This window comes from Mesorhizobium sp. WSM4810 (assembly GCF_055811235.1).
Genome location: NZ_JBVVQV010000002.1, coordinates 437,613 through 450,984, shown reverse-complemented (window position 1 = coordinate 450,984; position 13,372 = coordinate 437,613). Strand labels below are relative to the sequence as shown.

General features: G+C 62.8%; 11 protein-coding genes. All 11 read left to right on the top strand.

Translation table 11 applies throughout. The features are described from left to right. Positions 1 to 3 precede the first annotated feature (3 nt). The 11 genes from AC0L3O_RS04865 to AC0L3O_RS04815 all read left to right on the top strand — a co-directional run bounded on the left by AC0L3O_RS04865 (position 4) and on the right by AC0L3O_RS04815 (position 13,369). Positions 4 to 981: an ABC transporter permease gene (locus AC0L3O_RS04865; protein ID WP_287218166.1), complete on the top strand. Its 978-nt coding sequence runs from the start codon at positions 4 to 6 to the stop codon at positions 979 to 981. A 1-nt stretch (position 982) separates the two neighbouring features. After that, the gene (locus tag AC0L3O_RS04860) at positions 983 to 1,906 is read left to right on the top strand and encodes an ABC transporter permease (protein WP_473614962.1); all 924 of its coding nucleotides are present in this window, start codon (positions 983 to 985) and stop codon (positions 1,904 to 1,906) included. Next, complete coding sequence (locus AC0L3O_RS04855) at positions 1,903 to 2,865, top strand: ABC transporter ATP-binding protein (protein ID WP_091597382.1); 963 nt, start codon at positions 1,903 to 1,905, stop codon at positions 2,863 to 2,865. The genes AC0L3O_RS04860 and AC0L3O_RS04855 overlap by 4 nt, the downstream gene beginning before the upstream one ends. A gap of 56 nt (positions 2,866 to 2,921) precedes the next feature. Then, positions 2,922 to 3,917, top strand: a complete 996-nt coding sequence (locus AC0L3O_RS04850) for an ABC transporter ATP-binding protein (protein ID WP_091597380.1) — start codon at positions 2,922 to 2,924, stop codon at positions 3,915 to 3,917. Between the two features lie 20 nt (positions 3,918 to 3,937). After that, positions 3,938 to 5,848 (top strand): CocE/NonD family hydrolase, encoded by a 1,911-nt coding sequence (locus AC0L3O_RS04845; RefSeq protein WP_473614961.1) that lies wholly within the window; start codon positions 3,938 to 3,940, stop codon positions 5,846 to 5,848. Positions 5,849 to 6,213: 365 nt separating this feature from the next. Continuing rightward, positions 6,214 to 7,524 (top strand): ABC transporter substrate-binding protein, encoded by a 1,311-nt coding sequence (locus AC0L3O_RS04840; RefSeq protein WP_473614959.1) that lies wholly within the window; start codon positions 6,214 to 6,216, stop codon positions 7,522 to 7,524. Between the two features lie 72 nt (positions 7,525 to 7,596). Further along, the gene (locus AC0L3O_RS04835; protein WP_473534942.1) at positions 7,597 to 8,472 is read left to right on the top strand and encodes an ABC transporter permease; all 876 of its coding nucleotides are present in this window, start codon (positions 7,597 to 7,599) and stop codon (positions 8,470 to 8,472) included. Positions 8,473 to 8,474: 2 nt separating this feature from the next. After that, positions 8,475 to 9,374 carry an ABC transporter permease gene (locus tag AC0L3O_RS04830; RefSeq protein WP_023800425.1) on the top strand — a complete coding sequence of 300 codons (900 nt, stop codon included), beginning with the start codon at positions 8,475 to 8,477 and terminating at the stop codon, positions 9,372 to 9,374. Then, complete coding sequence (locus AC0L3O_RS04825) at positions 9,371 to 10,477, top strand: ABC transporter ATP-binding protein (RefSeq protein WP_128167576.1); 1,107 nt, start codon at positions 9,371 to 9,373, stop codon at positions 10,475 to 10,477. The genes AC0L3O_RS04830 and AC0L3O_RS04825 overlap by 4 nt, the downstream gene beginning before the upstream one ends. 13 nt (positions 10,478 to 10,490) lie before the next feature. Continuing rightward, positions 10,491 to 10,979, top strand: coding sequence for a (2Fe-2S)-binding protein (locus AC0L3O_RS04820; RefSeq protein ID WP_023800427.1), 489 nt, complete (start codon positions 10,491 to 10,493; stop codon positions 10,977 to 10,979). A gap of 2 nt (positions 10,980 to 10,981) precedes the next feature. Further along, the gene (locus tag AC0L3O_RS04815) at positions 10,982 to 13,369 is read left to right on the top strand and encodes a xanthine dehydrogenase family protein molybdopterin-binding subunit (RefSeq protein ID WP_128167606.1); all 2,388 of its coding nucleotides are present in this window, start codon (positions 10,982 to 10,984) and stop codon (positions 13,367 to 13,369) included. Positions 13,370 to 13,372: the final 3 nt, after the last annotated feature.

Genomic DNA, 13,372 nt, shown 5'->3' with positions numbered 1-13,372 from the left:
GCCATGACCGCAGCCGTCGCGCGCCGGCTGCTCCAAGCCGCGATGGTCATGCTCGCCATGACGGTCATTGTCTTCATCGCGATCAACGTCATCGGCGACCCCGTCGACATTTTGATCTCGCCCGACGCCGATCAGATCGAGCGCGCGCGCGTCGTCCAGGCACTCGGGCTCGACCTGCCGCTTTGGCAGCAGTACCTCCGCTTCCTCTGGGCAGCGCTGCATGGCGACCTTGGCGAGAGCTACGTCTACAACGAGCCGGCGATCAGGGTGATCCTGCAGCGACTGCCGGCAACACTCGAACTGGCCGTCTCTGCCATTCTCATTGCCATCGTCGTCGGCGTGCCGCTCGGGCTTTATGCCGGACTGCGGCCGGATGGCATCTTGAGCCGCGTCATCATGACCGTCAGCATCCTCGGCTTCTCGTTGCCGACCTTCTGGGTCGGGCTGGTCCTGATCATGTTTTTCGGCGTGCAGCTCGGCTGGTTGCCGAGCGGCGGGCGCGGCCAGACCGCCGAACTGTTCGGTGTCCAATGGGCGTTCCTGACCAAAGACGGCCTTGCCCACCTGATCCTGCCGGCGGTGAACCTCGCCTTGTTTGACGCCTGCCTCATTCTGCGCCTGACGCGCGCCGGCGTCGCCGAAGTCCTGCCGCTCGATTTCGTCAAGTTCGCGCGGGCCAAGGGCCTCAGGGAAACGCGCGTGATCGGCGTCCACGTCTCGAAGAACATCATGATCCCGGTGGTGACCATCATCGGCCTGGAATTCGGCTCCATCGTCGCCTTCTCGGTCGTCACCGAAAGCGTGTTCAGCTGGCCTGGCATGGGCAAGTTGATCATCGACAGCATCAACGTGCTCGACCGTCCGATCATCACCGCATACTTGATGGCGATCGTCGCCTTCTTCGTCATCATCAATCTCGTCGTCGACCTGACCTATACGGCACTCGACCCGCGGGTGCGGCTCCAGGGCGAGGGACCGTGACATGAGCGTCGACACCTTGCCGCCACCGATGCCTACCGAGGCCGAGAAGGGTGAAGAGGCGCCGTTTCGAGTGCTCGTGCGGGCATTCTTCCGCTCGCCTGCCGCCATTGCCGGCTTCGTGCTGCTGACCGCGATCATTGGGCTGGCGCTGCTCGCGCCACTTATAGCGCCGCAAAATCCCTACGACCTCAACCAGCTCGACATCATGGACAGCCGCCTGCCGCCCGGCTCGCAATCGATGACGGGCATGATTTTCTGGCTCGGCACCGACGACCAGGGCCGTGACATGCTTTCCGGCATCATCTACGGTCTGCGCATATCGCTCGGCGTCGGCGTCAGCTCGGCACTTTTCGCCGCGCTGTTCGGCGCCTCTTTAGGCCTGCTCGCCGCCTATCTCGGCGGTCGGACCGAGACGGCGATCATGCGCGTCGTCGATCTGCAACTCTCCTTCCCCTCCATTCTCGTTGCACTGATGATCCTTGCCTTTCTCGGCAAGGGAATCCTCAACGTCGTACTCGCGCTGGTGATCGTCGAATGGGCGACTTATGCACGTGCCGCGCGCGGCACGGCGCTGGTGGAGCGGCGCAAGGAATACATGGAGGCGGCAGAGTCGCTCGCCATTCCGCGATGGCGCATTCTGTTCGTCCATCTTCTGCCCAACTGCCTGCCGCCGCTGATCGTGATCGCAACGGTGCAGGTGGCGCGCGCCATTTCGCTGGAGGCGACCTTGTCCTTTCTTGGCCTCGGTGTGCCGATCACCGAGCCCAGTCTCGGCCTGCTGGTCGCCAACGGCTATCAGTACATGCTCTCCGGAATGACGTGGATCAGTTTCTATCCCGGCGTGGCGCTGCTGATTACCGTGGTTGCGATCAACCTCGTCGGTGATCGGCTCCGCGACGTGCTCAACCCGCGGGGGCGCGAATGAACGCGACCGTGCTCGAAGTCCGCGATCTCAGGACCCATTTCGGACAAGCAAAAGCCGTTGACGGCGTCTCGTTCAGCGTCGCGCGAGGCGAGGTTCTGGGTCTCGTCGGTGAAAGCGGGTCCGGCAAATCGGTCACCGGCTTTTCCATCATCGGCCTTGTCGATCCGCCAGGCACGATCGTCGGCGGCCAGATCGTCTTCGACGGCCGCGACATCACCCGCTCCAGCCGCGAGGAGATGCGAGCGTTGCGCGGGCGCCGCATGGCGATGATCTTCCAGGATCCGATGATGACGCTGAACCCGGTCCTGCGCATCGACACGCAGATGATCGAGGCGGTGCAGGCGCATGAAAACGTCTCGCGCATGGACGCCAGGGCGCGGGCGCGCGACGCGCTCGGCATGGTCGGGATCCCGAGTCCGGATGAGCGGCTGCAGGCCTATCCGCATCAGTTTTCCGGCGGCATGCGCCAGCGCGTCGTTATCGCTATTGCGCTGCTGCACCGGCCGGACTTCATCATCGCCGACGAGCCGACCACCGCGCTCGATGTTACGATCCAGGCACAGATTCTCGCCGAGATGCAAAAGCTCGTGGCGCAGAACAACACGTCGCTGATCTGGATCACGCATGATCTCGCCGTCGTCTCGCGGCTCGCCGACCGGATCGCCGTGATGTATGCGGGCCGCATCGTCGAATCCGGCCCGGTGTCGGACGTTCTCGCCCGTCCGTTGCACCCTTATACCGCCGGTCTGATCGACTCCGTTCCCAGCCGCAACCGGCGTGGCGAGCGGCTTCGGCAGATCCCGGGAATGGCGCCCAGTGTTGCGCGGCTGCCGGCCGGATGCGCTTTCGCCCCGCGCTGCGCGCGCGCCGACGCGGCGTGTGCCCAGGCGGTGCCTCTGCTCACTGCTGGCCCGCGCGAGCACCGCTGCGTTCATCCCTTGCCGGAGTTCCGCGTATGATCCCCTCCACTCCGATTGCGGCAGACATTCAAAGCTCCTCAGCGGGTTCTAGCGGGATGGCGCCGCTGATCGAGCTGAACGAGATTTCTCACAGCTTCGGCACGCGGCCGGATCTCGCGGCCCGTTTGGCGATCTCGTTCAAACTCGCCAAACCGACGGCAAGCGTGCAGGCGATCGACGGTGTCAGCCTCGCCGTTCGCAGGGGCGAGGTTCTGGGCCTCGTTGGCGAGTCGGGATGCGGCAAGTCTACACTGGGCCGGATCGTCGCCGGCATCGTGGCGCCCAGCAAGGGATCGGTATCATGGCGCGGCAAGGACTTGAAGGCGCTTCCGCCGCTCGAACGGCGTGAGGCCAAGCTGCGCGTTCAGATGATATTCCAGAATCCCTACGCCTCGCTCAATCCGCGCCGCAAAGCGGCCGATATCGTCAGCGAGGCGCCGCGCGTACACGGGCTGGTTGAGGGCGATCTCGGTACCTTTGTCGATCAACAGTTCCGGCGTGCCGGTCTCGATCCGGCGCTAAAACACCGCTTTCCGCATCAGTTCAGCGGCGGCCAGCGCCAGCGGATCGGCATTGCCCGCGCGCTCGCCGTGCAGCCGGAATTTCTCGTCTGCGATGAGGCCGTTGCCGCTTTGGACGTCTCGATCCAGGCGCAAATCCTCAATCTCTTCATGGACCTGCGCGAGAGGCTGAACCTCACTTACTTGTTCATCAGCCACGATCTCGGAGTGGTCGAGCACATCTCCGATCGGGTGGCGATCATGTATCTCGGCCGCATTGTCGAAGAGGCTCCGGCCGAGGAGATCTTTGCACGGGCCAACCATCCCTATACGCAGGCGCTTCTCGCCGAGGTGCCGCGGATCGAAACCACCAAACGCGGCTTTGCCGCGATCAAGGGTGAATTGCCGAGCCCGCTCTCGCCGCCGAGCGGATGTCATTTCCACCCGCGCTGCCCGCACGCGATGCCTCGTTGCCGCACCGAAGCGCCCCGACTGAAGGTGGTTGCTGCCGGACACAAGAGCGCATGCCACCTCAATGACGCCGCCGCCTGAACGCCTTGGAATTTTTTGAGATGACCGACCTCCAGGCGTTCCAGTCCGTGACCGATGACATGGTCCTCTGCCGCGATATCATGGTGACGATGCGCGATGGGGTAAGACTGGCGACCGACGTCTACCGACCGGCAAGGGGAGGCCGCGCGCTGGACCGGCCAGCTCCCGTCATCGTTGAGCGGACGCCTTATGGCAAGGCGATGGCATCGCGCGCCGAACTCGAGGTCAGCATGACCGAACCGATGGATCGCGCGACGGTCGCCGAGCATTTCGTGCGCCATGGCTACATCGTCGTCTACCAGGACTGCCGCGGCCGCTACGGCTCGGAAGGCGAGTTCGTCAAATATCGCTCCGAAGGTCCGGACGGCTACGACACGCTTGCATGGATCGCAGCCCAGCCCTGGTGCAATGGCCGGATCGGCACCATGGGCCTTTCCTATGCTGCGCATACCCAAATGGCCGCGGCGTGCCTTGCGCCGCCGGCTCTTGCAACCATGATCCTCGATTCCGGCGGATTCTCTAACGCCTTCACCTGCGGCATCCGCCAAGGCGGCGCGTTCGAGCTGAAACAGGCGACCTGGGCCTACCGGGAAGCCCGCGAGAGCGCCGTCGCCGCCGGCGACGAGTTGGCCCGGAAGGCGCTCGAAGCGGAAAACCTGCATCGCTGGTTCGGCAAAATGCCCTGGTCTGAGGGCCGTTCCCCGCTCCGCTGGGCTCCGGACTACGAGGCTTACCTGCTGGAGCAGTGGCGGCACGAGACCTTCGACGGCTTCTGGAAGCAGGTCGGCATTCATGCAGCGGGCTTCTACGACGCCATTCCCCACATTCCGATCGCCCTGATCTCGAGCTGGTTCGACGTCTATGTCCCGACGACGTTCGAGAATTTCGCCGGCCTTGCACGCAATGGCAAACGGCCGCTCGCCTTGATCATGGGTCCGGGTCTGCACGGCGATCGCAATCTGACCTTTGCCGGCGACGTCGATTTCGGACCGAACGCTCCGCTCGGCGGCAATGTGGCGGCGAGCTGGCTGGAGTTTCGTCGCCGCTGGTTCGATCGCTGGCTGAGGAGCGGGCCGGAGGACAATCTCGACGAGGAGCCGATCCGCCTTTTTGTCATGGGCGGGGGAAAGGGCACGAAAACTGAAACGGGCCGTCTCGATCACGGCGGGCGCTGGATCAAAGCCAAGCGGTGGCCGCTGCCGGACATGACCGAGCAAACCTACTACCTGCACCCCAACGGCAGGCTTTCGGAGGCCTTTCCCGCGCCCGACGCCGCCGCGCTAAGCTATGATTTCGATCCCGCCGACCCGGTCCCGACCATTGGCGGCGCTCTGACCAGCGGTCAGCCGATCTTCACAGGGGGCGGCTTCGACCAGCGAGAGGACGAGAGGTTCTTCGGCTGCCGCAATTTCGGACTGCCGCTTTCCGCCCGTCTCGATGTCCTCTCCTTCGAGACCGAGCCGCTTGCCGACGATTTGACCGTGCTCGGAAGGGTGGCGGTGGATCTCTGGGCGACGACCGATGCGCCAGACACCGACTTCACCGCGAAACTGATCGACGTCCATCCACCGAGCGCCGACTATCCGACGGGCTTTGCCCTGAACCTGACCGACGGGATTTTCCGCTGCCGCTTCCGGCGCTCATTCGAAAGAGCCGAACTCGTGAAGCCTGGAGAGATCATGCGGCTTCGCATCGAGCTATTTGCGACTGCCAATCTGTTCCGTGCCGGCCATCGGCTGCGGCTGGATATCTCTTCGAGCAATTTTCCGAAGTTCGATGTCAATCCGAATACCGGCGCGCCGGCGGGCCTCGGCCGTAGCCGGCAAGTGGCGCGCAACACGGTTTTTCTCGATAGAGCGCGGCCATCGAGGCTAATCGCGGAGAGATTGGGGGCACAATCGGGCGGCTCCTTTTCGGCAGAGCTCGCTTGAGCGGACATCCTCTCTTTGATATTGCGGCTCCCTCACGGTCCCCTCCGTTCGTCCAGATCACGGTGAACGTGCCTTGAAATTATTTTTCGCCCGGTGGCTGCGAGTCTGCGCGCTACGGGAATTGCCAACTTGCTGAATATTCTGGCAGGAAAGAGGAGGGAATCTGCGCTTTTGCATATGTTTTGGGAGAACGGCGCTTGCCGGTGCGCATATCGGCGGCAGATTTGCCCTGCTTATAATTGGAATTTTCACTTCTAATTTGGCGGGCTGCGCAAAAAATATATCCTACCCTCCAGCATAAAGCCGGACATCGAAGAATGTGGATTGCCGACAACAGGCTCGGCATGCAGGGGAAGGGTTTGACCATGAAACAGGTGAAAGAGCCGACGAATACACTGACAAGAAGAAAGTTTCTCAAAGGCAGCGCGGCTGCTGCCGGGGCCGCCGTAGGGTCCGGAGCGATCGGCGGTTTTCCGACGATCTGGGCCCAGGAGATCAAGGACATCGAACTGCGCCACGTCGGCGTTTCGTACTCGGTCGTCAAGGCGATCGGCGACCAGGCGGCCAAGGATCTCGGCTTGAAAGTGACGATGCAGAATCTCGACACCTCCGCTGCCATCAACCGCTTCATCACCCAGCCGAATTCGGTCGATATCGCCGACCTCGAAGGCTGGCAGGCCAAGCTCGCCGCCAAACGCGGCGTGATCCAAGGCATCGAAATCAACAAGATCAAGGAGTTCGATAATATCCTGCCGATCTTCACCAAGGGTGAGATCGACGGCGCAGTGGTGTCGCGCCAGGGCATTTCGCCGTACGAAGCGATGTATATCGAGACGCCCGACGCGACCGATCTCCACGACGGCGTCACCGAATGGGCGACATTCCTGCCGCAAGTCTACAATGCGGATTCGATCGGCTACCGTCCTGATCTGATCGGCCATCCGGTTACCGAGTGGAAGGAACTGATCGACCCGAAGTTCAAGGGCAAGGCGGCGATCCTCGACGTGCCGGCGATCGGGATCATGGACGCCGCCCTGTGTTTCGAGAGTGCCGACCTGATCAAGTACGGCAACAAGGGAAACATGACCAAGGAAGAGATCGACTTCACTATCGACAAGCTGATCGAGCTGAAGAAGTCGGGGCATTTCCGCGCCACCTGGACCACATTCGACCAATCCGTGCAGCTCATGGCGGCCGGCGAGGTGATCATCCAGTCGATGTGGTCGCCAGCGGTTGCCACGGTTCGCGTCAAGGAGATCCCTTGCGTCTACGCGCCGGTCAACAAAAAGGGCGACAAGGAAGGCTATCGCGGCTGGTGCAACGGGATGGGCTTGATGAAGCACCTCACCGGCAAGAAGCTTGAAGCGGCCTACGAGTATATGAATTGGTACTACACCGGCTGGCAGGGCGCTTTCGTCGCCCGCTACGGCTACTACAGCCCGGTGCCGTCCACCGCCAAGCCGTTCCTCACCGCCGCCGAATGGGACTACTGGTACGACGGCAAGCCGGCGCCGGATGAAGTCAAGGACCCCTACGGCACTCCGATGGAGAAGACGGGTACGGTGCGCGATGGCGGCTCCTTCCTCGAGCGGGTCAAGAACATCTCGTGCTGGAACACGCTGATGGACGAGGCGGCCTACATGAACAAGCGCTGGAACGACTTCAAGGTTGCGTGACCGGCGTCGCCGCAACCGGATCGGGCGCCTTGCCCGATCACACCTTCATCCGAAAATCCTCGGAGTCCGGCGATGACACAAAGCGTTGCGTTCAAGCGAAATCTGGCCGGGTGGGCCTATGTTGCCCCGCTGGTCGTCGTGCTGATCCCGTTCTTCGTGCTACCGCTGGTTGCAGTGGTGGCAGCGAGCTTCTTCGAAACCGATGGCTTCGGCGGATTGTTCCCGGCGTTCAATCTCGAAAACTACACGCAGATACTGACCTCGGAACTGACGTTCAATCTCTATTACGAGACCATCAAGTTCACCGTGCTGACGTGGTTTTTCAGCCTGGTGATCGGCTTCCTCGTCGCTTATTTCCTTGTCTTCCATGTCAGGAACCCGCTGCTTGCGCTCGGGCTGTTCCTGCTCTGCACAGTGCCGTTCTGGACCTCCAACATTATCCGGATGATTTCCTGGATCCCCTTGCTGGGCAAGGAGGGGCTGGTCAATGAGGCCTTGCTCAAGATCGGTCTGATGGACCAACCGCTCGAATTCCTGCTGTTTTCCAGCTTCGCGGTGGTCGTCGCCTATGTCCACCAGCTCACCATCTTCATGATCGTGCCGATTTTCAACGCCATGGGCCGGATCGACAAGCGCGTCGTCGAGGCGGCGCTCGACGCTGGCGCCAGCCGCTTTGATATCATGCGGCTGATCATCGTGCCGCTGTCCAAGAACGGTATCGCGCTCGGTTCGATCTTCGTGATTTCGATCGTCATGGGCGACTTCTTCGTGGTCAAGGTAATGTCGGGCGGCGGCTCTGCCTCTGTCGCCGGCGCCTTTTATGAGGACATCTCGGTGCTGCAATATCCGACCGCCGCGGCCAGTGCAGTGCTGCTCACCGTCGTTCTCGTGCTGACTGTCGGCTTGATCCTGCGCTTCGTCGACATCCGCAAGGAGATCACGCGATGAGCATGGCCCCGACCATCGCCGCAAGCGTGCCGGCGCACAGGAGCCGGGCGATTGCCCCGGCCAGTGGACGCCGGCCGTGGACCTTCTATGTGCTTGCCACCCTGTTCACGCTCTACCTGGTGGCGCTCTACGGTCCGATGGCCTGCATCTATATTCTTTCCTTCCAGGATCTGCGCGGCGGGCTGGTCTTCCCGATCAAGGGTCTCTCGCTGCACTGGTTCGTCGACCTGTTCACGCAGGTCCGCACCGGCGACGTCAAGGGCTCCTTCGAGCGCTCGTTCGAGCTTGCGATCGTGGTCACGGTGCTGACCGTGGTCGTATCCTTCCTGGCCGGACTTGGCTTTCGCAAACGCTTCGCCGGTGACACGACCGTCTTCTATTTGATGATCGGCAGCCTGGTCGCTCCCGGCCTGGTGCTCGGCATCGGCGTCGGACTCATCTTCAACGCGGTCGGTATCGAGGCAAGCCTGTTCACCTCGGCGCTTGGTGCGCAGCTTTCATGGACGTTGCCTTTTGGCGTGCTCGTCATGTTCGCCGTCATGTCGCGCTTCGACCATGCCTGGGAAGAAGCGGCGCGCGACCTTGGCGCCTCGCCCTGGCAGGCGATCCGGCTCGTCGTGATCCCGGTGCTGGCGCCCGGCCTTGTCGCCGTCGCGCTGTTCGGCTTCACGCTCTCCTATGACGAATTTGCCCGGACGCTGCAGACCGCCGGCTCGCTCAATACACTGCCCCTGGAGATCTGGAGCATGACGCTGAACATCACTTCGCCGGCACTCTATGCGCTTGGCACCGTCACCACGATCGTCTCTTTTCTCGTCATCGGGGCAAGTCTGGGCACGATCGCCTTCATCCAGAAGCGGCGCAGGAGCCGCCCGCCCGTTCTCGTGGGAGCCGGCGCATGACGGTCGGCATGGGTCATATTGAGATCGCCGGCGTCGCCAAGAGCTATGACGGCTTCAGCTATGCGGTCGACGGCGTCAATCTGAAAATTCCGGACGGCGCCTATTGCTGCATTCTCGGCCCTTCGGGCTGCGGCAAGACCACGATCCTGCGTATGATCGCCGGCCACGAGGATCCGACCGTTGGCGAGATCCTGATTGGCGGCGAAAGTGTCGTCGGCCTGCCACCGGTCGAGCGCCGTACGGCGATGATGTTCCAGTCCTACGCGCTGTTTCCGCATCTGACGGTTCGCGACAACATAGCCTTCGCGCCCAGGGTCCGTGGGCTCTCGAAGACCGAGCGCTACGCCAGGACTGACGCCATGATCGAGAAGGTACGGCTGGCCGAGTTTGCCAACCGTCTCCCGGCGCAGCTTTCCGGCGGTCAGCAGCAGCGCGTGGCGCTCGCCCGCGCTGCCATTACCGAACCACGGGTGTTGCTGCTCGATGAGCCGCTTTCGGCGCTCGACGAGCATCTCCGCATCAGGATGCGCGCCGAGCTGAGACGCATGCAGCGCGAACTCGGCATCACCTTCGTCCATGTCACGCATACGCAGCTCGAGGCCATCGCGCTCGCCGACATGGTCGTCGTCATGGAAAACGGCAAGATCAAGCAGTCTGGTCCGGCGCGTGAAATCTATGCTGCGCCGAAGGATCGCTACGTCGCGGAATTCCTTGGTGGGCAGAATGTGCTCAGTGGCAAGGTCGGCAGGATTAATGGCACGCGCGCTATGATCGCGAGCCCTGAAATCAACGGCATTACGATTCCGATGCGCGCCGGCGTCCGGCTGGAGGCCGGCCAGGCGATCGACATCGCGGTGCGGCGCGACGACGTCGAACTGTTCCGCACGGGCACAACGCTCTCCGAGCAGGACATGGCTTCGGTGCCGGCGACGATCCTCGGCATCGAATACCAGGGCAATTTCGTCAAGGTGATGCTGGACGCTGCGGGCGAGGAGGAATTCGTCGCCTATGTGCCGGAACGCCGCTTTTTCGAGAATCCATTCGACGTCGGCGATAGCGTCCTTGCCGCATGGCTGATCGACCGCGCGCATTTGCTTGCCTAGCCCGGAGCACACCATGGAAATCAATCTCACGCTCAATGCACGCCCGGTCAGCGTATCGATCGATCCGGCGATGCTGCTGGTCGATCTCCTGCGCGAGCAGCTCTCGCTCACCGGAACTCACATTGGCTGCGACACCAGCCAATGCGGTGCCTGCGTGGTGCATCTCAACGGCGAGTCGGTGAAAAGCTGTACCATGCTGGCAGTCTCGGCAGATGGCGGTTCAGTAGCGACGGTTGAAGGCCTGGCGGGCGCCGGACAGGCGAAGCTGCATCCGATGCAGCAGGCCTTCCATGAAAACCACGGGCTGCAATGCGGCTTCTGCACGCCGGGGATGTTGATGAGCGCGGTCGACCTTGTCGGACGCAATCCCGACCCAACCGAAACGGAGGTGCGCGATTGGCTGGAGGGCAATCTCTGCCGCTGCACGGGCTACCACAACATCGTCAAATCGGTGATCGCCGGCGCCGCCGCCATGCGCGCGGGCAAAGTGAGGGGCTCATGAACATGTCAAAAGTGGTTGGCATCGGCGCGGCGCCGAAGCGCAAGGAGGATCTGCGCTTCGTCACCGGGCGCGGAAACTATGTCGCCGATATCAAGCGGCCGGGCATGCTTTTTGGCGCGTTCCTGCGCTCGCCGCATGCGCACGCCCGGCTTGGAGAGATCGATGCAACTGCCGCCCGCGCCATGCCGGGCGTGGCGGCGATCTATACCGGCGAAGACCTGAAAGCCGACAATGTCGGCGGGCTGCCGGTCGGCTGGGGCATCCACGGCAAGGATGGCATGCCGATGAAGGAGCCGCCGCACCCGCCGATCGCTCATGGCAAGGTGCGGCACGTCGGCGATGCCGTCGCCTTCGTCGTGGCGCAATCACTGGAGCAGGCGCGCGCCGCGGTCGAGGCGATCGAGGTCGAGTACGAGATCCTGCCTGCCGTGGTCGGCGTGGTCGACGCGTTGCAGCCGGGTGCGCCCGCCGTCTACGACGACATTCCCGACAATCTGTGCTGCGACTGGGAGCTGGGCGATGCCGCTGCCGTGGAGGTCGCGTTCGCCGACGCGGCACATGTCGCCAGCATCGAACTCGTCAACAACCGCCTAATCGGCAATCCAATGGAGCCGCGTGCGGCGATCGGGGAATATGATTTCGCGACCGGCCAGCACACGCTGTGGACGACGAGCCAATTTCCGCACGTGGTCCGCTTCCTGATGGGTGAATTGGTGCTCCACATTCCTCAGCACAAATTGCGTGTCGTGGCGCCCGATGTCGGCGGCGGCTTCGGTGTCAAGCAGTTCCACTATGCCGAGGAAGCCGTCGTCACCTGGGCCGCCGCAAAGCTCGGGCAACCCGTCAAGTGGGTTTGCGAGAGATCGGAAGGCTTCGTCTCAGACGCCCAAGGCCGCGATCATTTCACCGAGGCCGAGCTGGCACTCGACGAGAGTGGCAAGTTTCTCGGACTCAGGGTGCGCACACTCGCCAACATGGGTGGCTATCTCTCGACCTTCGGACCAAACATCCCGACCAACCTTTACGCACCGCTGCTATCGGGCGTCTATCGTATGCCGGCTATACATTGCTCGGTGAAGGTGGTCTTCACCAACACCGTTCCTGTGGATGCCTATCGCGGCGCCGGACGGCCAGAGGCGACCTTCGTGCTGGAACGACTGGTCGACGTCGCGGCGATCGAGATGGGCATCGACAAGCGCGCGATCCGCCGCCGCAACATGATCCCGACCGAGGCCTATCCCTACCAGACGCCGGTCATCGTCGAATATGACAGCGGCGATCCGCTGGGCTGCCTCGACAGGGCCGAGAAGCTCGCCGATGCGGATGGCTTCGAGCAGAGGCGGCTGGAATCGGCGGGCCGCGGCAAATATCGCGGCCTCGGCCTGTCCACCTATGTCGAGGCTTGCGGATTGGCGCCATCGCGATTGGCCGGTAGCCTCGGCGCACGTGGCGGGCTTTACGAAAGCGCGACGGTGCGCGTGCACCCGACCGGCGCGGTCACTGTGCTGATCGGCACCCACAATCATGGCCAGGGCCACGAAACGACGTTCGCGCAGATCGTCTCGGATCGTCTCGGCGTGCCGTTCGAAGACATCGACATCGTCTGCGGCGACACCGCCAAGGTGCAGTTCGGGATGGGCACCTACGGCTCGCGCTCGCTTGTGGTCGGCGGAGCGGCGCTCTCGAAAGCCGCCGACAAGGTGGTCCTGAAGGGGCGCAAGATCGCCGCGCACCAACTCGAGGCCGATCTTGAGGATATCATGTTCGACGCGGGAGAGTTTTCGGTCGCCGGAACCGACCGCAAGAAAACGTTCACGGAGATCGCCGGCGCGGCCTATGTGCCCTTCGACTATCCGCTGGAAACCCTTGAGCCCGGCCTCGAGGAGCAGTCCTACTACGACCCGGTCAACTTCACCTATCCTGGTGGCGCGCATTTCGCCGAGGTCGAAATCGATCCCGATACCGGCATGGTGACGCTGGAGCGCTACACCGCCGTCGATGATGTCGGCACGATCATCAATCCGATGATCGTCGAGGGCCAGTTGCAGGGCGGTATCGTACAGGGTGTCGGCCAGGCGCTGTTCGAGCACGGTGTCTACGATGAAAGCTCCGGACAACTGCTCTCCGGGTCCTTCATGGACTACTGTATGCCGCGTGCCGACAATTTTCCGGCGATAGTCGTTGCCCCGCATTCAACGACATGCACCCACACGCCGATGGGCGTGAAGGGATGTGGCGAATGCGGCACTATCGGTTCGCCGGCTGCCGTTATCAACGCCGTGGTCGACGCCCTGCAGCCCCTGGGCGTCACCCATGTCGACATGCCTGCGACGCCAAACAAGATTTGGAACATCATCCGCAATTCGCGCGCCGCGCTCGCAGCCGAATAAGGC